This window comes from Vibrio crassostreae (assembly GCF_024347415.1).
In the GTDB taxonomy this organism is placed as follows: domain Bacteria; phylum Pseudomonadota; class Gammaproteobacteria; order Enterobacterales; family Vibrionaceae; genus Vibrio; species Vibrio crassostreae.
Genome location: NZ_AP025476.1, coordinates 2,738,835 through 2,765,093, shown reverse-complemented (window position 1 = coordinate 2,765,093; position 26,259 = coordinate 2,738,835). Strand labels below are relative to the sequence as shown.

At 45.4% G+C, this 26,259-nt stretch carries 26 protein-coding genes; 21 read left to right on the top strand and 5 right to left on the bottom strand.

The annotated features are described in order from the left end of the window. The first annotated feature begins 380 nt into the window (after positions 1-380). The 14 genes from OC193_RS12300 to pgpA all read left to right on the top strand — a co-directional run bounded on the left by OC193_RS12300 (position 381) and on the right by pgpA (position 13,197). Positions 381-1,670, top strand: coding sequence for an NCS2 family permease (locus OC193_RS12300; protein ID WP_017060789.1), 1,290 nt, complete (start codon positions 381-383; stop codon positions 1,668-1,670). 84 nt (positions 1,671-1,754) lie between these two features. Then, positions 1,755-2,219, top strand: a complete 465-nt coding sequence (gene gpt, locus OC193_RS12295; protein ID WP_009847475.1) for a xanthine phosphoribosyltransferase — start codon at positions 1,755-1,757, stop codon at positions 2,217-2,219. 88 nt (positions 2,220-2,307) lie between these two features. Further along, complete coding sequence (gene frsA, locus OC193_RS12290) at positions 2,308-3,561, top strand: esterase FrsA (RefSeq protein WP_017060788.1); 1,254 nt, start codon at positions 2,308-2,310, stop codon at positions 3,559-3,561. A 144-nt stretch (positions 3,562-3,705) separates the two neighbouring features. Continuing rightward, positions 3,706-4,095, top strand: a complete 390-nt coding sequence (crl, locus tag OC193_RS12285; protein ID WP_017060787.1) for a sigma factor-binding protein Crl — start codon at positions 3,706-3,708, stop codon at positions 4,093-4,095. A 76-nt stretch (positions 4,096-4,171) separates the two neighbouring features. Beyond that, the gene (gene proB / locus OC193_RS12280) at positions 4,172-5,356 is read left to right on the top strand and encodes a glutamate 5-kinase (RefSeq protein WP_170960819.1); all 1,185 of its coding nucleotides are present in this window, start codon (positions 4,172-4,174) and stop codon (positions 5,354-5,356) included. A gap of 91 nt (positions 5,357-5,447) precedes the next feature. Next, positions 5,448-6,698: a glutamate-5-semialdehyde dehydrogenase gene (locus OC193_RS12275; protein ID WP_048664553.1), complete on the top strand. Its 1,251-nt coding sequence runs from the start codon at positions 5,448-5,450 to the stop codon at positions 6,696-6,698. 156 nt (positions 6,699-6,854) lie between these two features. Further along, positions 6,855-7,304, top strand: coding sequence for a transcriptional regulator NrdR (gene nrdR / locus OC193_RS12270; RefSeq protein ID WP_004734394.1), 450 nt, complete (start codon positions 6,855-6,857; stop codon positions 7,302-7,304). Positions 7,305-7,344: 40 nt separating this feature from the next. After that, positions 7,345-8,448, top strand: coding sequence for a bifunctional diaminohydroxyphosphoribosylaminopyrimidine deaminase/5-amino-6-(5-phosphoribosylamino)uracil reductase RibD (gene ribD / locus OC193_RS12265; RefSeq protein WP_048664554.1), 1,104 nt, complete (start codon positions 7,345-7,347; stop codon positions 8,446-8,448). A 46-nt stretch (positions 8,449-8,494) separates the two neighbouring features. Next, positions 8,495-9,151, top strand: coding sequence for a riboflavin synthase (locus OC193_RS12260; RefSeq protein WP_048658105.1), 657 nt, complete (start codon positions 8,495-8,497; stop codon positions 9,149-9,151). 107 nt (positions 9,152-9,258) lie between these two features. After that, the gene (ribBA, locus tag OC193_RS12255) at positions 9,259-10,368 is read left to right on the top strand and encodes a bifunctional 3,4-dihydroxy-2-butanone-4-phosphate synthase/GTP cyclohydrolase II (RefSeq protein WP_017096788.1); all 1,110 of its coding nucleotides are present in this window, start codon (positions 9,259-9,261) and stop codon (positions 10,366-10,368) included. Positions 10,369-10,663: 295 nt separating this feature from the next. Continuing rightward, positions 10,664-11,134, top strand: a complete 471-nt coding sequence (gene ribH / locus OC193_RS12250) for a 6,7-dimethyl-8-ribityllumazine synthase (protein ID WP_004741508.1) — start codon at positions 10,664-10,666, stop codon at positions 11,132-11,134. Further along, positions 11,134-11,601: a transcription antitermination factor NusB gene (nusB, locus tag OC193_RS12245; RefSeq protein WP_004734399.1), complete on the top strand. Its 468-nt coding sequence runs from the start codon at positions 11,134-11,136 to the stop codon at positions 11,599-11,601. The genes ribH and nusB overlap by 1 nt, the downstream gene beginning before the upstream one ends. Positions 11,602-11,716: 115 nt before the next feature. Continuing rightward, positions 11,717-12,691 (top strand): thiamine-phosphate kinase, encoded by a 975-nt coding sequence (gene thiL, locus OC193_RS12240; RefSeq protein WP_048658104.1) that lies wholly within the window; start codon positions 11,717-11,719, stop codon positions 12,689-12,691. After that, positions 12,691-13,197: a phosphatidylglycerophosphatase A gene (gene pgpA / locus OC193_RS12235; protein WP_048605519.1), complete on the top strand. Its 507-nt coding sequence runs from the start codon at positions 12,691-12,693 to the stop codon at positions 13,195-13,197. Before thiL ends, pgpA begins: the two co-directional genes overlap by 1 nt. Before the next feature lie 112 nt (positions 13,198-13,309). Here pgpA and dxs read toward each other — a convergent pair whose 3' ends face one another. From dxs to xseB, 3 genes are read right to left on the bottom strand one after another with little or no spacing between them, the layout of a single operon-like run. Then, positions 13,310-15,193 (bottom strand): 1-deoxy-D-xylulose-5-phosphate synthase, encoded by a 1,884-nt coding sequence (gene dxs / locus OC193_RS12230; protein ID WP_048658103.1) that lies wholly within the window; start codon positions 15,191-15,193, stop codon positions 13,310-13,312. Between the two features lie 21 nt (positions 15,194-15,214). Beyond that, positions 15,215-16,099, bottom strand: a complete 885-nt coding sequence (gene ispA / locus OC193_RS12225; RefSeq protein ID WP_048664556.1) for a (2E,6E)-farnesyl diphosphate synthase — start codon at positions 16,097-16,099, stop codon at positions 15,215-15,217. 20 nt (positions 16,100-16,119) lie between these two features. After that, positions 16,120-16,362, bottom strand: a complete 243-nt coding sequence (gene xseB, locus OC193_RS12220; protein WP_004734405.1) for an exodeoxyribonuclease VII small subunit — start codon at positions 16,360-16,362, stop codon at positions 16,120-16,122. Positions 16,363-16,661: 299 nt separating this feature from the next. On the opposite strand from xseB, the gene pomA reads away from it, so the two are divergent. The 7 genes from pomA (at position 16,662) to rlmM (ending at position 23,821) form a co-directional block, all read left to right on the top strand. Then, entirely contained in the window at positions 16,662-17,426 is a 765-nt protein-coding gene (gene pomA / locus OC193_RS12215; protein ID WP_004734406.1) for a flagellar motor protein PomA, read from the top strand. Positions 17,427-17,438: 12 nt separating this feature from the next. Continuing rightward, the gene (locus tag OC193_RS12210) at positions 17,439-18,386 is read left to right on the top strand and encodes a flagellar motor protein MotB (RefSeq protein ID WP_017060777.1); all 948 of its coding nucleotides are present in this window, start codon (positions 17,439-17,441) and stop codon (positions 18,384-18,386) included. Between the two features lie 315 nt (positions 18,387-18,701). Continuing rightward, positions 18,702-20,150, top strand: a complete 1,449-nt coding sequence (gene thiI / locus OC193_RS12205; protein WP_048658100.1) for a tRNA uracil 4-sulfurtransferase ThiI — start codon at positions 18,702-18,704, stop codon at positions 20,148-20,150. Between the two features lie 670 nt (positions 20,151-20,820). Then, positions 20,821-21,729: a transcriptional regulator GcvA gene (locus OC193_RS12200; RefSeq protein WP_017063339.1), complete on the top strand. Its 909-nt coding sequence runs from the start codon at positions 20,821-20,823 to the stop codon at positions 21,727-21,729. Then, positions 21,722-22,345 (top strand): alpha/beta fold hydrolase, encoded by a 624-nt coding sequence (locus OC193_RS12195; protein WP_048664558.1) that lies wholly within the window; start codon positions 21,722-21,724, stop codon positions 22,343-22,345. The genes OC193_RS12200 and OC193_RS12195 overlap by 8 nt, the downstream gene beginning before the upstream one ends. After that, entirely contained in the window at positions 22,335-22,733 is a 399-nt protein-coding gene (locus tag OC193_RS12190) for a DUF423 domain-containing protein (protein WP_048664560.1), read from the top strand. The genes OC193_RS12195 and OC193_RS12190 overlap by 11 nt, the downstream gene beginning before the upstream one ends. After that, complete coding sequence (gene rlmM / locus OC193_RS12185; protein WP_017070491.1) at positions 22,730-23,821, top strand: 23S rRNA (cytidine(2498)-2'-O)-methyltransferase RlmM; 1,092 nt, start codon at positions 22,730-22,732, stop codon at positions 23,819-23,821. The genes OC193_RS12190 and rlmM overlap by 4 nt, the downstream gene beginning before the upstream one ends. 77 nt (positions 23,822-23,898) lie before the next feature. On the opposite strand, the gene xni is transcribed toward rlmM, so the two are convergent. After that, entirely contained in the window at positions 23,899-24,672 is a 774-nt protein-coding gene (gene xni / locus OC193_RS12180) for a flap endonuclease Xni (RefSeq protein ID WP_048658096.1), read from the bottom strand. Positions 24,673-24,816: 144 nt separating this feature from the next. After that, the gene (ppnN, locus tag OC193_RS12175; protein ID WP_048658095.1) at positions 24,817-26,181 is read right to left on the bottom strand and encodes a nucleotide 5'-monophosphate nucleosidase PpnN; all 1,365 of its coding nucleotides are present in this window, start codon (positions 26,179-26,181) and stop codon (positions 24,817-24,819) included. Positions 26,182-26,259: the final 78 nt, after the last annotated feature.

The following is a 26,259-nucleotide window of genomic DNA, read 5'->3' as shown; positions in this document are numbered from 1 at the left end:
CTCATCTCTTTTCCTGTTGCTCTGCGTGGTTGTTTTTTAAGCGCCAAAATATCAATTTGCGCCTTATTACTGATCCTGTTGAAAAATACACAACTCTTGTGGGTTTGAATTCAGAATTTAATGGCTAGATTCTCTATCAAAATAACCGATGGTCGAAAAAGTAACCAAGATTTTTCATTGTGCTTAATGGGCTTAATTAACTGTTTATTATGATTATTCCTTGGTAATTACTGCGTTTTTAATCGCTTTGTTTCATACGGCATTCTGATAAATATCGATTAGAGCCTTAATTCTATCTGGAATTTGTTATTTGATAACTTTATAATCCACAGCCAATCGATTACGCAACCGTTTACTTTTTACCCTTATAGGATTCGATAATGTTCGAAAAGCTATTCAAACTCAGTGAAAATGGCACCAATGTGCGCACTGAAATCATCGCAGGTCTAACAACCTTCCTAACAATGGCTTACATCATTTTTGTAAACCCAATGATTCTAGCTGATGCTGGTATGGACCATGGCGCTGTATTTGTAGCAACCTGTTTAGCGGCTGCTATTGGCTGTTTCATCATGGGCTTTGTTGCTAACTACCCAATCGCTCAAGCACCAGGTATGGGGTTGAACGCTTTCTTTACCTACGCAGTTGTTATGGGTATGGGTTATACGTGGCAAGTTGCTCTGGCAGCGGTTTTCGTATCAGGTGTAATCTTCATTTTCTTAAGTATCTTTAAGATCCGTGAATGGATTATCAACTCGATTCCTATGTCTCTACGTGTTGGTATCTCTGCGGGTATCGGTCTTTTCCTAGCGTTTATTGCACTGAGCAATGCTGGCATCGTTGTTTCTAACCCAGCAACTAAAGTATCTCTGGGCGATATTACTGCTATTGCTCCTATCCTAGGTTCATTAGGCTTCTTCCTAACGATTGCTCTTGTTCACCGTGGCGTGAAAGGCGCAGTAATGATTGCGATTCTAGCTATCACAGCTCTTGGCATTGTTATTGGTGACGTTCAATACGGCGGCATCATGTCTACACCACCAAGCCTTGCTCCTACATTCATGCAGCTTGATTTCTCTGCTGTATTTGAAATCGGTATGATTTCAGTGGTATTCGCATTCTTGTTCGTCGATTTGTTCGATACAGCGGGTACTCTGGTTGGTGTTGCAACGAAAGCAAACCTAATCAAAGAAGACGGCAAACTACCTCGCTTGAACAAAGCACTGCTTGCTGACTCTACAGCAACATCTATTGGTGCACTGCTAGGTACATCAAATACTACTTCTTATGTTGAGAGTGTTGCGGGTGTCGCTGAAGGCGGCCGTACAGGTCTAACAGCGGTTGTTGTTGGTATCTTATTCCTACTGGCTCTTTTCTTCTCGCCACTTGCAGGTATGATTCCGGCTTACGCAACATCAGGTGCACTTTTCTATGTAGCAATTCTGATGATGTCTGGCCTAGTTGGCATTGATTGGCGTGATCTTACGGAAGCAGCACCAGTCGTGGTAACATGTCTGCTTATGCCGCTGACGTACTCTATCGCTGAGGGTATCTCACTAGGTTTCATCGCTTACGCTGCAATTAAGCTGCTAAGTGGTAAAGGTCGCGACGTTTCACCTGCTGTGTGGGTAATGTCGGCTATCTTTATTCTTAAATACATTTTCGCTTAATCGTCTAGATTTCTGCTTAATCGCTGAAGAGGCTATGTTTGAGATAGCCTCTAATAACATGACAAAATTATTAGGTTTTATACTATGAGCAACAAATTCGTTATCACTTGGGACAACATGCAGACTTACTGCCGTCAACTTGCTGAAAAGCAAATGCCAGCAGAGCAGTGGAAAGGCATCTGGGCAGTAAGCCGTGGTGGTTTGGTTCCTGGTGCAATCTTGGCTCGTGAACTAGGTATTCGTCACGTAGATACGATTTGTATTTCTAGCTACGACCACGATCACCAACGTGATATGACAGTAGTTAAAGCACCTGAAGGTGACGGCGAAGGCTTCCTAATCGTTGAAGACTTGGTTGATAGTGGTGACACTGCACGTAAGCTTCGCGAAATGTACCCTAAAGCGAAACTGATCGCTGTATGTGCAAAACCATCTGGCGCTGATTTGCTAGACGAGTACATTGTTGATATCGCTCAAGACACATGGATTGAGCAACCTTGGGATACTAGCCTAAGCTACGTTGAGCCAGTAAATCGCAAGTCAAAATAAGCGTAAACTTAGTTTTTTGAGAAATGACCCTTTATAGGGTCATTTTTTTTATATGATTAGTGACAACCATTTCTTATTAAGTATCCCAATGTCTGAACCAGAAGAAACGAGCTCGAACCTTTCGGAAACTTTGTTTGTAAAGCACAAGCAGGCGAAAGAGACCTCAATGTTGACACAATACATGCCAAGCTCTGAAGCGTTATTGGATGAGAAGCGTGAACAGCAAAACTCATCATGGTACCGAAACCTAAGACGTCTTCAGTGGGTATGGCAAGGCGTTAATCCAATAGAGCAAGAAGCGGTATTGGCTCGCATCGCGTCATCAGATAACTCTCGTACAACCGATGAGTGGCTTGATACGGTTATGGGTTACCGAAGTGGTAATTGGGCATACGAATGGACCAAGCTGGGTATGCAACATCAGAATCGTTCTAATGAAAAGAACGGTGAAGAGATGGCTGAAGAGCTGTTTTCAGCATCGTTGTGTTTCAGTATTGCGGGTTACCCACATCTCAAGAACGACAATTTGGCAGCTCAGGCTCAAGTGTTGGCCAACGCAGCCTATTCTGAAGCGATTAAGCACACCAAGTTGATCGTCAAGCAGATTGATATTCCGTACCAAAACAAGAAGATCAAAGCGAACTTGCATCTAACTAAAACAGACAAACCACAACCAGTTGTGATTGTCAGCGCGGGTCTCGATAGCTTACAAACTGATATGTGGCGCTTGTTTAGGGATTATTTAGCACCTAAGAACATTGCTATGTTAACGGTAGACATGCCATCGATAGGGCACAGTGCGCATTGGCCTTTGACAGAAGACTCGTCTTGTCTTCACCAAGCTGTGCTGAATGAGCTACCTAACATTCCATGGGTGGATCACCACAAAGTGGGTTTATTTGGCTTCCGCTTTGGCGGCAATGCGATGGTCAGATTATCTTTCCTTGAGCAACATAAGATAAAAGCATGTATCTCTTTAGGCGCGCCAATTCACGATATCTTTGTTCATGCCGACAAACTTAAGCAGATGCCTAAGATGCATTTGGATGTGTTGGCTTCGCGTCTTGGTAAAGGGGCGGTCGATATCAATAGTCTTTCTGGGCAATTGATGGCGTGGTCACTGAAGGTGCAAGGTTTGCTGTCAAACAGTAAAACCAGTGTTCCTATCTTGGCATTGGCCTTAGAGGGTGATCCTGTATCACCACCGATGGATAATCAACTGGTTGCTATTTACAGTGATTACGGAAAAGCGAAGAAAATCAAAGCTAAGTCAATTACACAAGGTTATGAGCAATCCCTCGAATTGGCGATAAAGTGGCTTGAGGATGAATTATTTAGATGACATTTCTCCTAAATTAGTTAAGCATGAAAAGTGTACAAACTAAGTACCTGATACTCAGTAATAATTTATAAAATCCAATTGCGTAGTTTCTACGTATAACAGTCTGAGTAACGTCATTCTTAACATTGAAAATGGAGATTCAATATGTCAGAAGTGACACAACAACCTACGCATTACCGCTTGTTGAATGTTTTAAAGGCGATTGGGCCATACTTGAGGGAACCGCAATCAGAAGAAGGTCATTATATCTTTGATTGCTTGTCTGTATGTGTGAACGATAAAAAATCACCAGAAGAACGCGAGTTTTGGGGCTGGTGGCTGGAGTTGGACAAGTCGGAAGAGGGATATTCGGCGAAGTACAATATCGGTAAATACAACATCGATGGTAACTGGGATTCTTTGCCGTTACCTAAAAAGGCGGTCGCTGAGGTCTCTCGAACTCAAGAAGCCTTCCACAAAAAACTGGTTGATGAACTTCAAAGTAAGTTTGAAATCAGTATCCAATTAGACGAAGAGTCTGTCGAATTCGTCTAATTTTAAAGGTTACTCTTCTATATAAAGCAAAAAGGTGCGATTTCGCACCTTTTCTGCTTGTGAATTCCCCTTTTGATTGCTAAAACATCACCTCTTATTTGTTTTATCCATAAAAGACTTCATGACAACAAATCATCAAAGCGGGACAACAACACAACGTAAAACTGTCGTTGTTAAACTGGGTACCAGTGTCTTAACTGGTGGAACATTGGCATTAGATCGTGCTCACATGGTTGAGCTGGTTCGTCAATGTGCAGAATTAAAAAAACAAGGCCACTCTGTGGTTATGGTTTCGTCTGGTGCAATTGCAGCAGGACGTGAGCACCTTGGTTACCCCGCACTTCCCAACTCAATGGCGAGCAAACAGTTGCTTGCGGCAGTTGGGCAAAGCCAGTTGATTCAAGTTTGGGAGTCTTTGTTTGCTATCTATGGCCTTAAGATTGGTCAGATGCTACTGACTCGTGCTGATCTCGATGATCGCGAGCGTTTTCTGAATGCACGTGACACGATCAACGCACTTGTTGAACACGATATTATTCCGGTAGTAAACGAAAATGATGCAGTAGCAACCAACGAAATTAAAGTGGGCGACAATGATAACTTGTCGGCATTAGTGGGTATTTTGTGCGGTGCTGATAAGCTTTTGCTACTAACAGACCAAAAAGGCCTGTTTACGGCTGACCCTCGTAAAGACCCAAATGCTGAGCTCATCAAAGAAGTGAAAACCATTGATGACACACTGCGTAAGATTGCAGGCGGCAGCGGTACAACGTTAGGTACTGGCGGCATGGCGACAAAACTGCAGGCTGCGGATATTGCTCGTCGCGCTGGCATCGAAGTGATTATTGCTGCGGGCAGTGCTGAAAATGTGGTGTTTGACTCACTGAGTGACAACCCACAAGGCACACGTTTCTTGCCGTTAGCCGAAGCGCTTGAAAACCGTAAACGCTGGATTTTAGCGGGTCCGGCTTCAGCTGGTGACATTGTGGTCGACGACGGTGCAGTAAACGCAGTCAACACCAAAGGCAGTAGCTTGTTGGCTAAAGGGGTTGTTCGAGTTAAAGGCGAGTTCTCTCGTGGTGAAGTTACCCAAGTCACAGACAGCAAAGGCAAAGTAGTAGCGCGTGGTATCGCTAGCTACTCAAGCCAAGACCTAGCAAAAATAGCAGGCAAGCACAGTAAAGATATTGGCGACATCCTTGGTTACGATTACGGGTCAGAAGTCATTCACCGTGACGACCTAGTCGTGATTCAAGAGTAGCTCGTGATGATAAGGCGATGAGCCGCGAGTTTAGACATCGCGAATCGCCTTTTTACATCCAAAGACAGACAGAATTTAGGGAGAGTTAAACGTGGATTTAACTAACATGGGTATCGCAGCAAAAGACGCTGCTTTCCACCTAGCGACCGCATCTACGGCGCAAAAGAATAAAGCATTGGCGATCATCGCTGATGAACTAGAAGCAAACGCAGCAACGATTTTAGAAGCGAATGCGAAAGATATCGAACTAGGTCGCGAAGCCGGTTTAACTGATGCACTGCTTGACCGTCTACTTCTTAACGAAGAGCGCTTAACAGGCATTGCTAACGATGTTCGTAACGTAATTAGCCTGAATGACCCAGTAGGCAGCGAAATTGACAGCAAGGTACTGGAAAACGGCATGTCATTGTCTCGCCGTCGCGTACCGCTTGGTGTGGTTGGCGTTATCTATGAAGCGCGTCCGAACGTAACGATTGATATTGCGGCATTGTGTCTGAAGACTGGTAACGCAAGTATCCTACGTGGCGGTAAAGAGACGTTTTTCTCGAACATGGAACTGGTTAAAGTAATCCAGTCTGCATTAGAGAAAGCGGAACTTCCTGCGGCTTCTGTTCAGTACATCGAAAAACCGGATCGTGAACTCGTATCTCAACTGCTTAAGCTAGATGACTATGTTGACATGATCATTCCTCGTGGTGGTGCTGGCTTGCACAAGATGTGTAAAGAGAACAGCACCATTCCAGTGATCATCGGTGGTTTCGGTATCAGCCATATCTTTGTTGATGAAAGCGCTGATCTTGAGAAGTCTGTCGATGTGGTTGAAAACTCGAAAGTTCAACGTCCATCTGCATGTAACTCATTGGATACACTGCTAGTGCATGAAGCTGTTGCTGAAGCTTTCCTTACTAAGCTGAAACAGCGTTTAGCGGGCAAGGTAACCTTGGTTGCTGATGCGAGTGCAAAATCACTGCTAACTGGCTTTGAAGACCAACGTGATGCGGTTGAAGGTGACTTTGACACTGAATGGTTAAGCTACACGCTAGGCGTAAAAGTGGTTGCTGACGTTGCAGAAGCGATTGACCACATGCGCGTGCACAACGCGAGTCACTCAGATGCGATCATGACTAACAGCCTAGAAAGCTCTGAGCGCTTTATTAACTCGGTAGGTTCTGCGGCGGTATATGTAAATGCATCAACTCGCTTCACTGATGGTGCGCAGTTTGGTTTAGGCGCTGAAGTGGCGGTATCTACCCAGAAATTGCATGCTCGCGGCCCCATGGGCTTAGAAGAGCTAACAAGTTACAAGTGGGTAGGTAAAGCGAACTATTTAGTTCGCGGTTAACGCTGGTCGTTAATTTTACTCCTCAGCTCATTTTTGAAATGGCGATCGAGTAGCAATAATCAATGAATCACCACACAAAAGGGCCTTAATTGGCCCTTTTTCTTTCCTAACGTTTGGCAATTCCGTTACACTGATAATCAATTATTTGGAGGTGATATGCATTGTCCTTTTTGTTCAGAGAACGACACTAAAGTAATCGATTCAAGACTGGTAGCCGATGGCCATCAGGTTCGTCGTCGCCGTCAATGCCTTGCATGTAGCGAGCGTTTTACTACGTTCGAATCGGCAGAACTTGTGATGCCTAAAGTAATTAAGTCGAATGGAAACCGCGAACCATTTAACGAAGATAAAATGGTCGGTGGTGTTCAGCGCGCTCTAGAAAAACGCCCAGTGAGTGCTGATGCAATTGAACTTGCGATCAGTACGATTAAGTCACAACTCCGTGCAACTGGTGAGCGTGAAGTACCAAGCGAGATGATTGGTAACCTTGTGATGGGCCAATTGAAAGAATTGGACAAAGTGGCGTACATCCGTTTTGCCTCTGTTTACCGTAGCTTTGAAGACATCCGAGAGTTTGGCGAAGAAATCGCTAAATTAGAGGACTAACCCCTCAATCATGTCTAACTTTACTCCCCTAGATTTTCAAATGATGTCGCGTGCTATTCAATTAGCGAAACGCGGCATTTACACTACTGCACCAAACCCGAATGTGGGCTGTGTCATCGTACAAACCGATGGTCAGATCGTCGGTGAAGGTTTTCATGCTAAAGCGGGCGAACCTCATGCCGAAGTGCATGCCATGAGAATGGCAGGCGATAAGGCCAAAGGCGCGACAGCTTATGTCACACTTGAACCTTGTTCGCATTATGGTCGAACGCCGCCTTGTGCCGAAGGTTTGATTAAGGCTCAAGTTGCAAAAGTAATTTGCGCTATGCAGGACCCAAACCCAAAAGTCGCAGGTCGTGGTATCAAAATGCTACGCGACGCGGGTATTGAGGTTGAAATTGGTTTGTTAGAGCAAGATGCTCTTGATTTGAACCCTGCATTTATCAAGCGTATGCAAACCGGCATGCCATTTGTTCAGTTGAAGATGGCGGCTAGCCTTGATGGTCAAACGGCATTGGAAAATGGCCAAAGCCAGTGGATCACATCGCCAGAAGCGCGTCGTGATGTTCAGAATTACCGAGCAAAAGCGGGCGCAGTGTTATCCACAAGCCAAACGGTGATTGAAGATAACGCCTCGTTGAATGTTCGCTGGGCAGAGTTGCCAAGCAGTATTAAAGCTCATTACGCTGAAGATGAACTTCGTCAGCCAATTCGCGTGATTCTTGATCGTCAAAATCAACTGCGTCCTGAGCTCAAGTTATATCAGTCGCCAACACCAGTGTTAAGAGTGGCTGAAGCGTCTGCGGATATTGAAGTAGGAACCACAGATGCAGGTCAGCTCGATTTGCACGATCTGATGCGTCAATTACCTGCCAATCATATCGACCATATTTGGGTCGAAGCGGGCGCAACATTGGCAAAAAGCTTGATTGAAGAACAGCTGGTGGATGAGCTAATCCTCTATTTAGCACCTAAACTTATGGGCAGTGACGGACGAGGTTTGATGGGCGCATTAGGGCTCACTTCAATGTCTGACGTTATTGACCTAGAAATTAAAGATGTTCGACAGGTTGGTGTGGATATTCGCATTGTGGCGAAACCAATTGTGGCTAAACCAATAGCAGCGAAACCACTCTCGAAATAGTTACTCCAACTGCATACGTGTCGTTGACAACAAAAAGAGTTTTAAAATGTTTACAGGAATTGTAGAAGCCGTAGGTACATTGAGTGCAATCACTCCCCGCGGAGAAGACATCACCGTAACGGTCAACGTTGGCAAGCTTGATATGGCTGACGTTCAGTTAGGCGACAGTATCGCAACCAATGGTGTGTGTTTGACAGTCGTTGAATTCAACGACCACAGCTACAGTGCAGACCTTTCGCTTGAGACCCTGAAAAAAACGGGTTTTGTCGATTACCAAGCGGGCGATAAAGTTAACCTTGAGAAAGCAATGTTACCAACCACGCGTTTCGGTGGACACATTGTGTCTGGTCACGTTGATGGCGTGGGTGAGATTGTTGAACGCAACCAAGTTGGCCGTGCAATTGAGTTTTGGGTAGAAATGCCAGCAGAGATCTCAAAATACGTCGCTCAAAAAGGCTCAATAACGGTCGATGGCATCAGTCTGACTGTGAACGATTTACGCAAGAACGCATTCAAGCTGACGATCGTTCCTCACACCTCTTCAGAAACCACCATCGACCAATTCAATGTAGGTCGTAAAGTGAATTTAGAAGTCGATGTATTAGCGCGTTACATGGAGCGTTTACTGCAAGGTCAGCAACAAGAATCTGAGCCTGAATCTCGATTAACGATGGAATTCTTACAGCAGAATGGTTTTGCCTAACCGTTGATACAAAGTAATTAAGCGAGACTTTGTAAAGCGAAGCAATATCATCAGGTTTAAATAGTGTCGGTTCTAGGAAGCAGAACCATTTCAAAGGATATAGAACAATGCCAATTAGTACTCCTCAAGAAATTATTGAAGACATTCGCCTAGGAAAAATGGTTATCCTGATGGATGATGAAGATCGCGAGAATGAAGGCGATCTGATCATGGCAGCAGAACATGTTACGCCAGAAGCAATTAACTTCATGGCAATGTACGGCCGCGGTTTGATTTGTCTAACGCTGACTAAAGAGCGTTCAAACCGTATGGGCTTAGCACCTATGGTTCAAGACAACAATGCACAGTACACCACTAACTTTACGGTTTCGATTGAAGCGGCAGAGGGTGTAACAACCGGTATTTCAGCATCCGATCGTGCAGTGACGGTTCAAGCTGCAGTAGCGAAAGACGCAAAAGCGGCTGACTTAGTTCAGCCTGGTCATATCTTCCCACTGACAGCTCAAGAAGGCGGCGTATTAACGCGCGCTGGCCACACTGAAGCGGGTTGCGATTTAGCTCGATTAGCAGGCTGTGAACCAGCATCGGTTATCGTAGAAATCTTAAACGATGACGGCACTATGGCGCGTCGCCCTGATCTTGAAGTCTTCGCAGAAAAGCACGACATCAAGCTTGGCACTATTGCTGACTTGATTGAGTACCGCAACAACACTGAAACGACAATTGAGCGCGTTGCACAATGCCATTTACCAACAGAGTTTGGTGATTTCGAGCTTGTGACTTACCGCGATACAATTGATAACCAGATCCACTACGCCATGCAAAAAGGTAGCTTAACTGAAGGTGCTCCTTTAGTACGTGTTCACCTGCATGATACGTTTACCGATCTGCTTCATTCAGATCGTGGTACCGAGCGCAGCTGGTCGCTAGATAAAGCGATGAAGCGCATTGGAGACGAAGGCGGTGTGTTGGTTATTCTTGGTAACGAAGAGTCGTCTGATTCTTTGATTCACAAAGTGAAGACATTTGAAGCGCAAGATAAGAACGAACAACCAACCATGGCTAAGAAGCAAGGTACCTCACGTCGTGTTGGTGTCGGTTCTCAGATTCTTCAAGACCTAGGCGTGCACGATATGCGTCTGCTTTCTTCGAGCACTAAGCGTTACCACGCATTAGGTGGTTTTGGTCTTAACGTTGTTGAGTATGTTTGCGAATAAAATATGTGTCAACGAGCAGACGTTTCTCCGTTTGTAGTGACATAATTTACCGATAATCTCAGTGGCTCTTTTGGTGATAAATCTTGCCAAAAGAGCAAAGTAGCCAAGTTCGACTCAATACGTGTTCAATACACAAACTTGGCTACTCGCTGTTCCTATATGCTTGGGATTGGCGCTGCATTATCATCTTTACATTGCCGGTGTCTGTTCTTCTAAATTACCATTAGATATTGCTCACAGTTTTGTGCTAGAATCCGGCGATTCTCACTTGATGAAAATAGTTAAAGGAAGGCTTATGAAAGTGATCGAGGGTGGCTTCCCAGCGCCAAATGCAAAAATTGCTATCGTTATTGCTCGTTTCAACAGTTTTATTAACGAAAGTTTACTTTCTGGTGCAATCGATACTTTAAAGCGTCATGGACAAGTAAGCGAAGACAACATCACTGTTGTTCGTTGCCCTGGTGCAGTTGAACTTCCACTTGTAGCGCAGCGCGTTGCAAAAACAGGCAAGTTCGATGCGATTGTATCTCTTGGTACAGTAATTCGTGGCGGTACACCTCACTTTGACTATGTTTGTAGTGAATGTAATAAAGGTTTGGCACAAGTGTCTCTGGAATACTCTCTTCCGGTAGCGTTTGGTGTTCTTACTGTTGATACGATCGATCAAGCTATTGAACGCGCAGGAACCAAGGCTGGTAATAAGGGTGCAGAAGCAGCACTTAGCGCACTTGAGATGATCAACGTTCTTTCTGAAATCGATTCCTAATGGGGGCCAGTGTGAAACCAGCCGCACGTCGTAACGCACGTCAATTTGCTCTACAAGCAATTTATTCTTGGCAAATTACTAAAGAAAATATTGCTACCGTTGAAGAACAGTTCTTATCTGGTGGTAAGTATGATGAAGAAGAGCATCATGCTGCAGAACCTGCACTTGCTATGCCAGAAACAGACGTTGCATACTTCCGCGACCTGCTAACTGGTGTTGCTCTTAGCCACATGGAACTTGATAGCAAGCTTCGTCCATTCGTATCTCGCCCTATGCAAGATCTGGATCTGATGGAACTAGCGCTTCTACGTTTAGCTATGTACGAGATGACTCGTCGCGAAGATGTACCATACAAAGTGGTTATCAACGAAGCTATCGAGCTTGCGAAAGTATTCGCAGCAGAAGACAGCCATAAGTTTGTTAACGGTGTGCTTGATAAAGCTGCACCGCACGTTCGTAAGAAATAAGACGTTCGTATATTGAATCTAAAGGTCAGCTATCATGCTGGCCTTTTTTGTAACTAAATTTCTGTAATATCAATAATTACGGTGATTTGTATGAAGACTAAAGATAGGGCATGTGATGTCTGGCGAATTTAACCTGATTGAAAAATATTTTGTAAATCGACAACCACAACGTAAAGATGTACATCTGGCTGCGGGTGATGATTGTGCTTTGGTCAAAGCGCCAAGCAATGTTGAGATAGCGATCAGCACGGACACCTTAGTTGCGGGTACTCACTTCTTAGCGGAAGCGAACCCAGCTTGGGTTGCACATAAAGCCTTGGCGTCTAACATTAGCGACCTTGCTGCTATGGGGGCGACGCCTGCTTGGGTTTCATTTGCGTTAACCATGCCTGAAGTGGATGAGGCATGGCTTGCTCCTTTCTGTGACTCCTTTTTTAAACTCGCAGACTACTTTGGTATCCAGTTAATTGGTGGTGATACAACTAAAGGGCCACTAAGTCTGACATTGACTGTACAGGGCTTTGTTCCTGAAGGACGAGCACTGCGTAGAGATGGCGCTAAAGTGGGGGACTGGATTTACGTAACGGGTAGCCTAGGTGACAGTAAAGCTGGCCTCGAAGTGTTACTTAACCCCGAACAGAACAAAGCTAAACCTTATGCACTTGAGCTTGAAGAGAGACACTACATCAGCTCTCCACGAGTGCTCGCGGGCCAGGCGCTCGTTAATCTTGCTTCGTCTGCTATTGATATCTCTGACGGCGTGATTGCTGACCTAAAGCATATCCTGAAGCGTTCAGAGGTTGGTGCAAGCATTGATGTGAGTTGCCTTCCTATCTCTCCAGAGCTACGCCAGTTTGCTTCTGATGTCGCTTCGGCTCAACAGTATGCGCTCACCAGTGGTGAAGAGTACGAACTGTGCTTTACTGTGCCGGAAGAGAATAAAGGGTCATTGGAAAGTGCTTTGTCACACACTGGCACAAAAGTCACCTGCATTGGCCAGATAAGACCTGTAGAATATTTTGAATTACACAATAATGGTGAACCACTGAGTTGGAACTTAACTGGTTACGATCACTTTAAGGTTAATTGATGACAAACCCACTTTCTCTTATTTCTCTTAAAAACCCTTGGCATTTCTTAGCAACAGGTTTTGGTAGTGGCTTATCGCCTATTATTCCCGGCACCATGGGTACGCTCGCGTCTATTCCATTGTACTTATTGTTGGTTCAGCTACCGTTCCCTGCTTACGTTGCAGTGGTGGTTGTAAGCTGCATTATTGGTATTAAGATCTGCCAAGTAACGTCTGATGATATGGGCGTGCATGATCACGGTTCTATCGTTTGGGATGAGTTTGCGGGCTTTTGGATCACCATGAGCTTGGTGCCGATGCTGAATATCCCTGCTGATGACTGGAAATGGCTTCTGACTGGTTTTGTGCTTTTCCGCTTCTTTGACATGGTAAAACCATGGCCGATTGGTTGGTTAGATGCGCGAGTTCATGGTGGTTTGGGTATCATGATTGACGATATTGTGGCGGGTATTATGGCGGCGATTTCGTTGTATGCCGTAGCGCATTTCGCGGGTTGGTTAGTGTGAGTTAGCTCAAGGCTTAGTTGGTGGTACACCAAACTAATTAACGGATACTAAAAAGGTTGACCCTAGGGCCAACCTTTTTTGTTTTGTCGTTTATGCCGCTTGCTTGTGAAAGTTATTTAGCAAGGTAGTCAGAAATAGACTTCTCAATACCTTTCGCGTCTAAGCCTAGCTCTTCATGTAGCTCGCCTTGAGTGCCTTGAGCAATGAACTTGTCAGGTAGGCCAAGGTTCAATACTGGCATCAGTAGTTTCTCTTGCATCAAGAATTCAATCACACCCGCACCCGCACCACCTGCGATTGCGTTTTCCTCGATAGTAACCAGTACATCGTGGTCAGCAACAAGTTGTTTGATCAGAGCTTCGTCTAGCGGTTTCACAAAACGCATGTCTGCAACGGTCGCATCGATAGCGTCAGCGGTTTGAAGCGCACTTTCTAAGAAGGTTCCGAAGCTTAGGATAGCGACTTTCGAGCCATCTTTTGCTTTCGCACTTTCACGAACGATACGACCCTTACCAATCTCAAGCGCAGTAAACTCACTTTGGATCTCAGTGCCCATGCCATTACCACGAGGGTAACGAACGGCACTTGGACCTGTGTGTTGGTGGCCTGTGTATAGCATTTGGCGACATTCGTTTTCGTCACTTGGTGCCATGATCACCATGTTTGGAATACAACGCATAAAGCTTAAGTCGAACGCACCTTGGTGTGTTTGACCATCGGCACCGACAAGACCTGCACGGTCAATCGCGAACATGACCGGTAGATCCATGATAGCTACATCGTGGATCAACTGATCGTAGCCACGTTGTAGGAAAGTCGAGTAGATAGCCACAATCGGTTTATCACCCGCAATCGCCATACCGGTTGCTAGCGTCACAGCGTGCTGCTCAGCAATAGCAACGTCGAAGTATTGTTCTGGATATTCTTTAGAGAAACGTACCATGCCAGAGCCTTCACGCATTGCAGGCGTGATCGCCATCAGCTTAGGATCTTGCGCGGCCATATCACACAGGAAGTCGCCAAAAATCTTAGAGAAAGTTGGTTTAGAGCTGGTGCTCTTAGGCAGACTTGAGTGTGCTGGATCGAATTTCGGTACGCCGTGGTAACCGATTGGATCTTTCTCTGCTGGCTCGTAACCTTTGCCTTTCTTAGTCATGATATGCAGGAACTGAGGGCCTTTAAGGTCTCTCATGTTCTTCAGCGTTTTAATCAGCTCATTCACATCGTGCCCATCAATTGGACCAATGTAATTAAAGCCTAACTCTTCAAACATGGTGCCAGGAACAACCATGCCTTTTAGGTGTTCTTCTGTACGACGAACCAGCTCTTTAATCGGCGGAACGCCAGATAGCACTTTCTTGCCGCCCTCACGAATAGACGTGTAAAGACTGCCAGAAAGAACTTGAGCTAGGTGGTTGTTCAGAGCACCTACGTTTTCAGAGATCGACATCTCGTTATCGTTAAGGATAACCAGCATGTCATTGTGAATATCGCCCGCGTGGTTCATAGCTTCGAATGCCATACCCGCAGTAATCGCGCCATCGCCAATCACACTCACGACTTTACGGTTCTTGCCTTCTTTCTTTGCACTGATAGCCATACCAAGTGCAGCACTGATCGAAGTTGAAGAGTGACCAACCGAAAGGGTGTCGTATTCGCTCTCTTGACGCCATGGGAATGGGTGTAGCCCATCTTTTTGACGGATAGTCGACAAGCGGTCGCGACGACCAGTAAGAATTTTATGCGGGTATGCTTGGTGGCCAACATCCCAAACCAACTGGTCAAAAGGTGTGTTGTACACGTAGTGCAGAGCAACGGTTAGCTCTACTGTACCTAAGCCTGACGCTAAGTGACCACTTGATTGGCTCACCGAGTTAAGAAGGTAGGTACGTAGTTCATCACAAAGCTGTGTAAGCGTCTCTTTCGGGAGGAGACGCAAATCCTCTGGCTTATCAGCTAAAGCAAGAGTTGGGTACTTTGATATATCAAGAGTCATAGGTAATGCGCGCTTATTGTCTTAGTTCTTGCGCTCGATGACGTATCGGGCGAACTCTTCGAGTAACTGGGTATTGTATGGGATTGCAGCCAAAGCTTGAAGCGCTTCCTGTAGCAGAGTTTGCGCTTTTTCTTGAGCGCCCTCTAAACCTAGCAAAGAAGGGTAGGTGCTTTTGTTTAATTCTTGGTCAGAACCCTGTGGTTTACCCAAAGTTTCAGTATCGCTGGTGATATCTAAAATATCATCTTGAACCTGGAATGCTAATCCAATGGCATCGGCGTACTTATCTAATTGAGGCATCACTTCAAACGCTTTTTCGCCAGCAGCGAGTGCACCTAAACGAATCGCACATTTCATTAGAGCGCCCGTTTTATTGCGGTGAACTTCTTCTAACTCTTCTAGCGTGACAGAGCGGTTTTCAGCTTCAATATCAAGTGCTTGTCCAATACACATACCTTGTGCACCAGAGGCTTCAGCTAGGCGTTGAATCATTCGAACGCGATTGCTTTCCCCGTCAGCACTTAATGTGCCTTCCGCAAGTATAGTAAACGCGAGAGTTTGTAGTGCATCGCCCGTTAAAATTGCCGTTGCTTCATCGTATTTGATGTGGCAAGTCTGATGGCCACGACGCAGTTCATCGTCATCCATAGCTGGAAGGTCGTCGTGAATCAAAGAATAGGCATGAATACATTCGATTGCAGAGGCTGGAGTATCGAGTTCTTCAGCGGAGCAGCCGAGCATTTCCCCTGTAATGTAGACAAGAAATGGACGTGCGCGTTTACCGCCTAAAAGTAACCCATAACGCATCGCGTTGATCAGGTTCTGATTTTGGTGTGGCAGGCGATCAAGCCAAAGGTTCAGTTGCTCGTTATTACGTGCTTGATAAGACAATAAAGTCTCGATCATAGGGGATCTCATACAATTCGTTATTCTGGTTGTGGGTTAAAGTCACTAAGTTCTGCGTTTTCATCATTTTGCAGTAGGATGCTAACACGCTGTTCAGCATCGTTTAGTTTGCTTTGACCGGCACGAGCGAGGGAGATACCTCGTTCGAACTTCTTCAGCGCATCATCTAAAGCTAGATCACCATTTTCTAGTTGATCAACCAAGCCATCAAGCTCTTCGATTGCTGCTTCAAAGCTCATATTTTCAGGTTTCTTAGTAGCCATAATAAATCTGCGTTTGGAAAGATGAACGAACGTTACCCTAGGCCGCTAAGATGGTCAAATGTAACCAAGAAATTTTGCTAGAAAGTTCGTTTTTAAGGGGCTTGAACTTACTTTGCTTGAATAACCTTAGCTTTATCGAGTTTATGCGCTACCTATTAAGAGCAAAGTAAGCCAATAGTTGGGATTCAAAAACGAAAAGTGTGATACTTAGGCCAAGAATTTACTAAAAGATCTTATAGTCTTGCCGATACAAAGATTATCGTCGACATAGAGCTACAAAAAAGCATGAGGAGTGCTCAGTGGATTTAGCAACCCTAATAGGTTTGATTGGTGGATTTGCCTTTGTAATCATGGCAATGATCCTAGGTGGAAGCCTCGGGATGTTCTATGACACGACATCCATTTTGATCGTAGTTGGTGGCTCAACCTTTGTTGTTCTGATGAAGTTCACCATGGGGCAGTTCTTTGGTGCGACTAAAATTGCAGGCAAAGCCTTCATGTTTAAAGCCGATGAACCTGAAGATCTTATCGCTAAAGTGGTAGAGATGGCGGATGCAGCGCGTAAAGGTGGCTTCTTAGCACTCGAAGAGATGGAAATCAGTAACAGCTTCATGCAAAAGGGCATCGACCTGTTGGTCGATGGCCATGATGGAGATGTAGTACGTGCAGCATTGCAAAAAGACATCGCATTAACGACTGAGCGTCACGAGCAGGGCGCGAAAGTGTTCTCTGCATTTGGTGATGTTGCTCCTGCGATGGGTATGATTGGTACCTTGGTTGGTTTGGTTGCCATGCTTTCGAACATGGATGATCCAAAAGCGATCGGTCCTGCGATGGCGGTAGCACTTTTGACCACTCTGTACGGTGCGATTCTTTCGAACATGGTGTTCTTCCCAATTGCTGACAAGCTTGCGCTACGTCGTGACCAAGAGACACTTAACCGTCGTCTAGTTATGGATGGTGTATTGGCTATTCAAGATGGTCAGAACCCACGAGTTATTGATGGTTACCTCAAGAGCTACCTCAACGAAGGTAAGCGTACGATTGATGGTGAACCCGCGTAAGAGGAGTTTAAGATGGATGAAGAGAATCCATGTAAATGTCCTCCTCCGGGGTTACCTCAATGGATGGGGACATTTGCTGACTTGATGTCACTGCTGATGTGTTTCTTCGTACTGCTGCTCTCATTTTCTGAGATGGACGTACTGAAGTTCAAACAGATCGCTGGCTCGATGAAATTCGCGTTTGGTGTACAAAACCGCTTGGAAGTGAAAGACATTCCTAAAGGCACCAGCATTATTGCACAAGAGTTCCGCCCTGGTCGCCCAGAGCCAACACCTATAGATGTGATCATGCAGCAAACTATTGATATTACGCAGCAAACGCTTGAATTTCATGAAGGTGAATCTGAGCGAGCTGGCGGCACCATGCGTGACCAAGGCAAGATGACCGGAGGCAAGTCGCCAGAGGTTTCGACTCACGATAATCAAAACTCTGAGTCAGACCAACAGCAACAACAAGCTGAAGCTCAATCGCAAGAGATGGAAACCTTGATGGAAAGCATCAAGAAAGCGTTGGAGCGAGAAATCGACCAAGGCGCGATTGAGGTGGAAAATCTTGGCCAGCAGATTGTTATTCGAATTCGTGAGAAAGGCGCATTCCCATCGGGTTCTGCTTTCTTACAACCTAAATTTCGCCCATTGGTGAGACAGGTCGCTGAATTAGTAAAAGATGTACCGGGCATTGTCCGAATCTCAGGGCACACCGATAACCAACGTCTTGATTCAGAGCTTTATCGCTCAAATTGGGACTTGTCATCACAGCGAGCAGTGTCTGTCGCTCAAGAGATGGAAAAAGTACGCGGTTTCTCTCATCAACGCTTGAGAGTGCGTGGCATGGCCGATACTGAGCCTGTGGAGCCGAATGATACTGAATGGCAACGTAGCCTTAACCGCCGCGTTGAAATCAGCATCATGCAGGGTGAACCGCTTTACAGTGATGAAGTGCCTGTTATTAATGAGTAGCCGATATGTGCACGCGGTAGTGAGCAGATAGCATCGAAAGCCCAACCTTATAATGAGGTTGGGCTTTTTGTTTGCTGTTCTTCAATCATCTCTCTGCTGTATTTATGTCGTTTCGAAACCTGCTACTTTTAATAACAGGCAGTTTAATGATGGTGTTGCAGCAAGCACTCTTTTCCTTGCTTCACTTTCTCATGTATAATTCGCGCCCTTAGATTTAGATATGATCTATTCTTGCTTCAAGTGCTGGGTAAATTCTCTAATTTACTTGGCGATGAGCGTTTTCAAAATTTTGAACATTAATGTTGTGAAAGTACTATGAAATTTATTGTTAAGCCCCATCCGGAAATTTTTGTAAAAAGTGAATCGGTGCGTAAGCGCTTCACAAGGATTCTAGAGTGCAACATTCGTAACGTTATTCAACGTCGCTGTGAAAGTGTTGCGGTATTCAACCGTCGCGATCATATCGAAGTGACGTCTGAGAGTGACCAGTACTACACAGAAGTGTTAGAGGCTCTGACTCACACTCCAGGTATTCACCACTCTCTTGAAGTACAACAGTCTGAATTCAAAGACTTGCACGATATTTACGAGCAAGTACTAGAACGCAGCCGTGCTGACATTGAAGGCAAGACTTTCTCTGTTCGTGCTAAGCGTCGTGGTAAGCATGACTTTACATCTATTGAACTTGAACGCTACGTAGGCGGCGGTCTAAACCAAGCCGTTGAGTCAGCGAAAGTTCGACTTAAGAACCCAGACGTAACCGTTAAGGTTGAAGTGGCTAACGATAAGCTAAACCAAGTACTGGCTCGTCATAAAGGCCTAGGTGGTTTCCCTCTTGGTACTCAAGAAGACCTACTGAGCTTGATCTCTGGTGGTTTCGACTCTGGTGTTTCAAGCTACCTGCACATCAAGCGTGGCTCTAAGGTTCACTACTGTTTCTTCAATCTTGGTGGCCCTGCGCACGAGATTGGCGTTAAGCAAGTAGCTCACTACCTATGGAACAAATACGGTTCATCTGCAAAAGTGAAGTTCATCTCTGTAGACTTCGAACCTGTTGTTGCAGAGATCCTTGAGAACGTAGAAGACGGTCAAATGGGCGTTGTTCTTAAGCGTATGTTCATGCGTGCTGGTGGTATGGTTGCAGAGCGTTTTGGTATTGAAGCGCTAGTAACAGGTGAAGCACTTGGTCAGGTTTCTAGCCAAACGCTAACTAACCTTCGTCACATCGATAACGTGACTGATACTTTGATTCTTCGTCCGCTTATCAACTGGGACAAAGAAGACATCATTGACCTTTCTCGTATCATCGGTACTGAAGACTTCGCTAAAGTAATGCCTGAGTACTGTGGTGTTATCTCTAAGAAGCCAACAGTGAAAGCGAAGAAAGGCAAACTGGAAGCAGAAGAAGCTAAGTTTAACTTTGAAGTGCTGGATCAAGTGATCGAGAACGCTCGTGTTATGGATATCCGTGACATCGAGAAAGAGAGCCAAGAGCAAGCGCCTGAAGTTGAACAAGTTCAAGCTGTTGCTGAGCACGCTATCGTTCTTGATATCCGTAGCCCAGAAGAAGAAGACGAAAGCCCATTAGAGATCGATGGTGTTGAAATTAAACACATTCCGTTCTTCAAGCTTTCGACTCAGTTCGGTGACCTAGACCAAGATAAAGAGTACTTGCTGTACTGTGACCGTGGTGTAATGAGCCGTCTACAGGCGCTCTACCTACAAGAGCAAGGCTTCCATAACGTTAAGGTTTACCGCCCATAGTGGAGTGTGACCAACCGTTAATCATTTGCAAAGCCGCTTACTGAAAAGTAAGCGGCTTTTTTATTTTCTATTGTGAATGATTTACAGTAGTCAGACAGAGTCGTGATTTTGGGCGTGCTATCGTCATGCTCAGATTCAAAATTTTTGATTGATAGAGAGAGTGAGCTCTAAACAGGTTTATAAGTACCGAAGAAGTGTGAGTATCTTGAAGTATTCTGTTACTTTTTAGTGCAACTCAATGGTGCTATTTGTATGTGTTCAGTTGATTATTTGAGTGGGTATCTGATTCTGTGATTAGCGATGAAAAATAATAAAGATTAATTAGCACAGCTATTGATAAACTTGTTGTTACATTTCTTTGCACATAAAAAAACACCGCCCATAAGGCGGTGTAAACAAATTTGACAGACAGGTCAAAATAAATACAGGAAGTACATGCCTCGTTTCAGTATAGAACTGCAACAAAACATTTGGTAGAACTCTACCCAACTCGAAAAGAACGAGTTTGCAAACACAACATCGCAGGAGCTAAGCCAATTGATTCTAGAGAGAATCAAGCCGTTCAGGCTAGCTGCTGCGGGATGAAATATAGAATTTCTCTGGCCGCTAGGCAATGGACAAATTATAATGTTTCAGATAAAAAAAACTAATGCTTATTTAGAGAGTAACTATGTCTCGTCGATTACCCCCATTAAACTCGCTAAGAGTGTTTGAAGCTGCTGCTCGACACTTGAGTTTTACGCGTGCCGCAGAAGAGTTGTTTGTTACTCAAGCGGCGGTCAGTCATCAGATCAAAGCGCTTGAAGAATTCTTATCTTTGAAGCTGTTTCGCCGAAGAAACCGCTCTTTGCTGCTGACTGAAGAAGGCCAAAGCTACTTCTTGGATATCAAAGATATTTTCACATCACTGGCAGAAGCGACGGACAAAGTGCTTGAGCGAAGTGAAAAGGGCGCATTGACCATCAGTTTACCGCCGAGTTTTGCCATTCAATGGTTGGTACCAAGGCTTGCCGACTTTAATCAGCAAGAACCTGACATTGATGTAAGAATCAAAGCCGTTGATATGGATGAAGGTTCGCTGACTGATGATGTAGATGTGGCTATTTACTATGGCCGAGGTAATTGGTCAGGGCTTAGAGCCGATAAGCTTTACCAAGAATACTTGATCCCTCTTTGCTCACCTTCCGTGCTGCTAGGAGCTAAACCATTAGAATCTCTAAGCGATTTGGCATGTCATACGTTACTGCATGATACTTCTCGAAAGGATTGGAAACAGTTTGCTAAGCAAAATGGCATTGACGGGGTTAATGTTAATCACGGTCCTATCTTCAGTCACTCAACCATGGTGCTGCAGGCGGCTGCTCACGGCCAGGGGATTGCTCTTGGTAACAATGTGTTGGCGCAACCTGAAATCGAAGCAGGTCGTTTGATTGCGCCTTTTGATGAAGTGTTGGTGAGTAAAAACGCTTTCTATGTGGTTTGTCATGAGAAACAAGCTGACATGGGTCGTATCGCCACTTTCCGCGACTGGATGCTAGCGAAAGCGCAAAGTGAACAAGAGGACTTACTCGATGAATAACGTCATCATTGATGGTGAAGACAACCCAATCACCTTTATCTTCGCTCACGGCGCGGGTGCAGGCATGGACCACGAGTTCATGCAGTCAGTGGCAAAAGGGTTGGCCTTTAAAGGGATACGAGTGATTCGTTTCAACTTCCCTTACATGATCAAGCGTGCTGAAGATGGCAAGCGTCGCCCACCAGACAGAGCTCCCAAGCTCCTTGAAGCCTACCAAGAGATCATCGAACAAACAGATGCCGACAAGCTTGTGATTGGTGGTAAGTCGATGGGAGGACGCATGGCGAGTCATCTGTCTGAACTGGATAAAGTGGCAGCGATGGCGTGTTTGGGTTTTCCTTTCCATCCCCCGGGCAAACCAGAGAAGTACAAAGGCGAACATCTTGCTGAGCTCGCTAAGCCGTGTCTTATTTTACAAGGCGAGCGCGATACCTTTGGTAAGCGTGAAGAGTTTGCTGACTTCAATTTATCGGATTCAATTCGTGTTGAATTTATTCCTGATGGCGACCATAGTTTTAAGCCTCGTAAGAGTTCTGGTTACACCGAACAGCAGAATATTGCGTTAACCGTTGAGAAGTTGTCAGCGTTTATCAAAGAGGTGCTCAATGAAAAGTAAGTATTTACTCACTTTTTCAGGCATTTCTGGTGCGATCGCTGTGATGCTTGGGGCCTTCGCCGCGCACGGTTTGAAGGCTATCTTGCCAGAGTATCTTTTGGGTGTGTTCGAGACGGGTGTTCAGTACCAATTTATCCATACTCTAGCGATATTGGCGTGTGGTGCTTTGCTACAGATGAAACTTGGCGCTAAATCACAAAAATATTTTTTCATTGCGGCAATTTGCTTTATCATCGGCATCCTTTGTTTTAGTGGCAGCCTTTATGGGCTAGCACTGACAGGAATAAAATGGTTTGGCCCTATAACACCGTTTGGTGGTCTACTATTTATCATTGGTTGGGGAGTTTTCTCCTTCGCTGCTTTGAATATAAAAGAGGTAACTCAGTGAAACACGTACTACTTTATTGTCGCTCTGGTTTTGAAAAAGAATGTGCTGGCGAAATTCAAGACAAGGCAACACAACTGGAAGTGTTTGGTTTTCCTCGCCTAAAGAATAATACCGGCTTTGTATTGTTTGAATGTTACCAAGCAGGTGAAGCGGATAAGTTAATCAAAGAGATCGATTTCCAATCACTGATCTTTGCTCGTCAAATGCTAGCAGTGGCGGTTGAAATCAAAGACCTGCCAACCGATGACCGTATTTCTCCAATTCTTGAGGCGCTTTCTGAGAAAGAAGGCTTCCCTCGTTGTGGTGATATCCGTATCGAAACACCAGATACTAACGAAGCAAAAGAGCTTTTGAAGTTCTGCCGTAAGTTTACTGTGCCGATGCGTCAAGCGATGCGTGGTAAAGGCCTGATGACAGCGAAAGATAACGCTAAGAAGCCTGTGCTTCATTTATGCTTCATCGCTCCAGGTCACTGCTTTGTGGGTTACTCTTACCCAACCAATAACTCACAGTTCTTTATGGGTATCCCTCGTCTGAAATTCCCATCAGATGCGCCAAGCCGTTCTACATTGAAGCTAGAAGAGGCATTCCACGTATTCATACCTCGAGATGAGTGGGACGAGCGTCTGGCTCCAGGTATGTGGGGTGTTGATTTAGGTGCATGTCCAGGTGGTTGGACTTACCAGCTGGTTAAGCGCTCGATGTTCGTTCACTGTGTTGATAACGGCATGATGGCAGACAGCCTAATGGAAACGGGTCAAATTAAGCACCACATGGTGGATGGCTTTAAGTTTGAACCAGACCGTAAGAACGTAACTTGGATTATCTGTGACATGGTTGAGAAGCCAGCGCGCGTTGCACACCTTATGGGGGAGTGGATCATCAAAGGCTGGGCGAAAGAAGCACTATTCAACCTTAAACTGCCTATGAAAGGCCGTTACGATGAAGTACTGCAAGATATCGAGAACCTAAAAGTGTTCCTTATTGAGAACAAAGTGAAGTTTAAGATGCAGGCTAAGCACCTTTACCACGATCGCGAAGAGATCACGGTTCACATTCAGGCGCTTTCAAACATCTCACCGCACTAATATTTACGTTAGGGTGTCAGTGAAAAAATGCTCCTTTAAGGAGCATTTTTGTATCAATACCATCGAGTCACAGCGACTTAAGTGTTCGCTTCGTAGCGAATATCTTGCAGATTGAACCCTAAATCGATATCGGTTTTGAGGGCCGATACTTGCTTACATACACGAGCGGATTCGATGTGTTCGTCGAACTTCTTACGGTATTTTTTCGGTAGATCTTCTGCTTGGTAGGCCGCTTCGATATCTGGGTAGGTGGTTAATATCTCTTTGGCTGCTTTTGGTCCGACTCCTGGGATCCCCGGAACTTGACTAGAGCTGACACCTGTTAAGCCCCAGTAATCCGCCAGTTGTTCAGGTTTAACGCCAAACTCAGCTTCGATAAAGGGTTTATCTAACCAGCGGTGCTGGAAGTAATCTCGGATCTGTAGAGTAGGTGATAGCAGTTGGCAATACCCTTTATCTGTCGAGATGATGGTGACGGTTTCTCCGTGGTCAGCCACTTTCTTTGCCAGTGTTGCGACTAGGTCATCCGCTTCATCGCCATCAGACAGCAGTGAATCAATGCCTAATTCCCACCAAGCTTGTTGGATAGCATCAAGGCCTTTCATTAATGGCTCTGGCATCGGTTTGCGGTTCTGCTTATAAGCAGGGAGCACATCTGCGCGCCAGCCACGGTCTTGTAAATGGTGATCAAATACCGCGATGATGTGGGTGGGTTTTGATTCATTCAGAATCTTATTGAGAGTGCGAGTTGTCGTGGTGACGGTTCTTGCTATATCGGTTGGGTCCGGCTGAACAGAGTGCACGCGTCGGATGAGGTTTAAGGCATCGATAATAACAAGATGGATAGACATAAGTTTCCACTAAATAGGCAATAAAAAAGGGGCTGCTAGCCCCTTATAGTAACGTATCACTTGGTGAGTTGAAACGTTAGCGACGTATACGTCAGGACTTGTTTAGTTTTACGCTTGTCACCTGTTATCAGTCGCTTGCTATTATTAGCTACTAGACACAATCTTATAGCAAGGCACGTAGTCCGTACCACCCGGTAGCTTCATTCGATGTTGCTCCACAAAGTCATTCAGCAGTTGGTCCATTTTGGTCATTAGGTCTTTGTCGCCATCAATCAGGAATGGACCGTGCTTCTCGATCTCCAGAATACCCTCAGCTTTGACGTTACCTGCGACAATACCTGAGAACGCTTTACGTAAATTAGCGGCTAGGCTCTCTGTTTTTTGGTCCATATGAAGATCAAGCGCCGCCATAGATTCGTGTGTCGGATCGAATGGCAGTTGGAACTCAGGCTCAATATGCAGTGACCAGTTGTAGCTGTAGGCATCGCCGGTCTCTTTACGGTGAGAGCGCACATCTGGCATCGCTTGTTTCATGATTTTCGCAGCGCGAGCAGGATCATCAATCACGATCTCATAATGTTTCTGCGCGTCAGGCCCTAAGGTTTCACCGATGAACTTATCGATAGAGCGGAAGTAGGCTTCACTCTCTTTCGAGCCGGTTAAGACAATCGGCATTGGTTGTTCGGCGTTATTCGGGTGCATCATGATCCCTAAGATGTACAGTAGCTCTTCGGCCGTGCCGGGGCCGCCTGGGAAAATGATGATGCCATGCGCCATACGAACGAATGCCTCAAGACGCTTCTCGATATCTGGCATGATCACCAGCTCATTCACGATTGGGTTTGGTGGCTCAGCGGCAATGATTGAAGGTTCTGTCAGCCCTAAGTAACGATGATCAGTATAACGTTGCTTAGCGTGACCAATAGCCGCGCCTTTCATTGGCCCTTCCATCGCACCCGGTCCACAACCGGTACAGATGTTCAGCTCACGTAGGCCAAGTTCATTACCCACTTCGCGAGTGTATTGGTATTCAGTGGCATTAATAGAGTGACCACCCCAACATACAATCAGGTTAGGCTCTATACCCGGTGTAAGTGCGCCTGCATTTCTCAGAATACCAAATACGAGGTTGGTAATGTGAGTGGCATTAGTCAGGTTGAGCCTTTGGTTATCTGCGAGGTGCATGTTGACGTAAACAATGTCACGCAGCACTGAAAATAGGTGCTCTTGGATACCTTTGATGATCTCACCGTCGACAAAGGCATGCTCTGGTGGGTTGCTCAGCTCGAGTTTGATACCACGCTCACGTCGCACTACCTCAACATCAAACGATTGATACTTGTCGAGTAACTCTTTGGAGTTGTCGGTGTGGCTACCTGAGTTGAGTACCGCTAACGTACAGTTACGATACAGTTGGTACAGATCACTAGACGCGGTTTTCTTAAGACGCTCAACCTCAAGTTGAGAGAGTAAATCCATGCTACCGGCAGGGCTGATATGAGTGATCATAGTGCCTCCTTGTTGAAAAGAGCAGGGGACGTTGAAGTGACCCTCTGGCTCGAGAGTGAGAAGCAAACGTTGAAAGTG

What these genes read in the sequence shown, in the direction of transcription:
- OC193_RS12300 (WP_017060789.1), top strand. Translation starts at nt 381, where the DNA reads ATGTTCGAAAAGCTATTCAAACTCAGTGAAAATGGCACCAATGTGCGC.
- gpt (WP_009847475.1), top strand. Translation starts at nt 1,755, where the DNA reads ATGAGCAACAAATTCGTTATCACTTGGGACAACATGCAGACTTACTGC.
- frsA (WP_017060788.1), top strand. Translation starts at nt 2,308, where the DNA reads ATGTCTGAACCAGAAGAAACGAGCTCGAACCTTTCGGAAACTTTGTTT.
- crl (WP_017060787.1), top strand. Translation starts at nt 3,706, where the DNA reads ATGTCAGAAGTGACACAACAACCTACGCATTACCGCTTGTTGAATGTT.
- nrdR (WP_004734394.1), top strand. Translation starts at nt 6,855, where the DNA reads ATGCATTGTCCTTTTTGTTCAGAGAACGACACTAAAGTAATCGATTCA.
- ribD (WP_048664554.1), top strand. Translation starts at nt 7,345, where the DNA reads ATGATGTCGCGTGCTATTCAATTAGCGAAACGCGGCATTTACACTACT.
- OC193_RS12260 (WP_048658105.1), top strand. Translation starts at nt 8,495, where the DNA reads ATGTTTACAGGAATTGTAGAAGCCGTAGGTACATTGAGTGCAATCACT.
- ribBA (WP_017096788.1), top strand. Translation starts at nt 9,259, where the DNA reads ATGCCAATTAGTACTCCTCAAGAAATTATTGAAGACATTCGCCTAGGA.
- ribH (WP_004741508.1), top strand. Translation starts at nt 10,664, where the DNA reads ATGAAAGTGATCGAGGGTGGCTTCCCAGCGCCAAATGCAAAAATTGCT.
- nusB (WP_004734399.1), top strand. Translation starts at nt 11,134, where the DNA reads ATGGGGGCCAGTGTGAAACCAGCCGCACGTCGTAACGCACGTCAATTT.
- thiL (WP_048658104.1), top strand. Translation starts at nt 11,717, where the DNA reads ATGTCTGGCGAATTTAACCTGATTGAAAAATATTTTGTAAATCGACAA.
- pgpA (WP_048605519.1), top strand. Translation starts at nt 12,691, where the DNA reads ATGACAAACCCACTTTCTCTTATTTCTCTTAAAAACCCTTGGCATTTC.
- dxs (WP_048658103.1), bottom strand. Translation starts at nt 15,193, where the DNA reads ATGACTCTTGATATATCAAAGTACCCAACTCTTGCTTTAGCTGATAAG.
- ispA (WP_048664556.1), bottom strand. Translation starts at nt 16,099, where the DNA reads ATGATCGAGACTTTATTGTCTTATCAAGCACGTAATAACGAGCAACTG.
- xseB (WP_004734405.1), bottom strand. Translation starts at nt 16,362, where the DNA reads ATGGCTACTAAGAAACCTGAAAATATGAGCTTTGAAGCAGCAATCGAA.
- OC193_RS12210 (WP_017060777.1), top strand. Translation starts at nt 17,439, where the DNA reads ATGGATGAAGAGAATCCATGTAAATGTCCTCCTCCGGGGTTACCTCAA.
- thiI (WP_048658100.1), top strand. Translation starts at nt 18,702, where the DNA reads ATGAAATTTATTGTTAAGCCCCATCCGGAAATTTTTGTAAAAAGTGAA.
- OC193_RS12200 (WP_017063339.1), top strand. Translation starts at nt 20,821, where the DNA reads ATGTCTCGTCGATTACCCCCATTAAACTCGCTAAGAGTGTTTGAAGCT.
- OC193_RS12195 (WP_048664558.1), top strand. Translation starts at nt 21,722, where the DNA reads ATGAATAACGTCATCATTGATGGTGAAGACAACCCAATCACCTTTATC.
- OC193_RS12190 (WP_048664560.1), top strand. Translation starts at nt 22,335, where the DNA reads ATGAAAAGTAAGTATTTACTCACTTTTTCAGGCATTTCTGGTGCGATC.
- xni (WP_048658096.1), bottom strand. Translation starts at nt 24,672, where the DNA reads ATGTCTATCCATCTTGTTATTATCGATGCCTTAAACCTCATCCGACGC.
- ppnN (WP_048658095.1), bottom strand. Translation starts at nt 26,181, where the DNA reads ATGATCACTCATATCAGCCCTGCCGGTAGCATGGATTTACTCTCTCAA.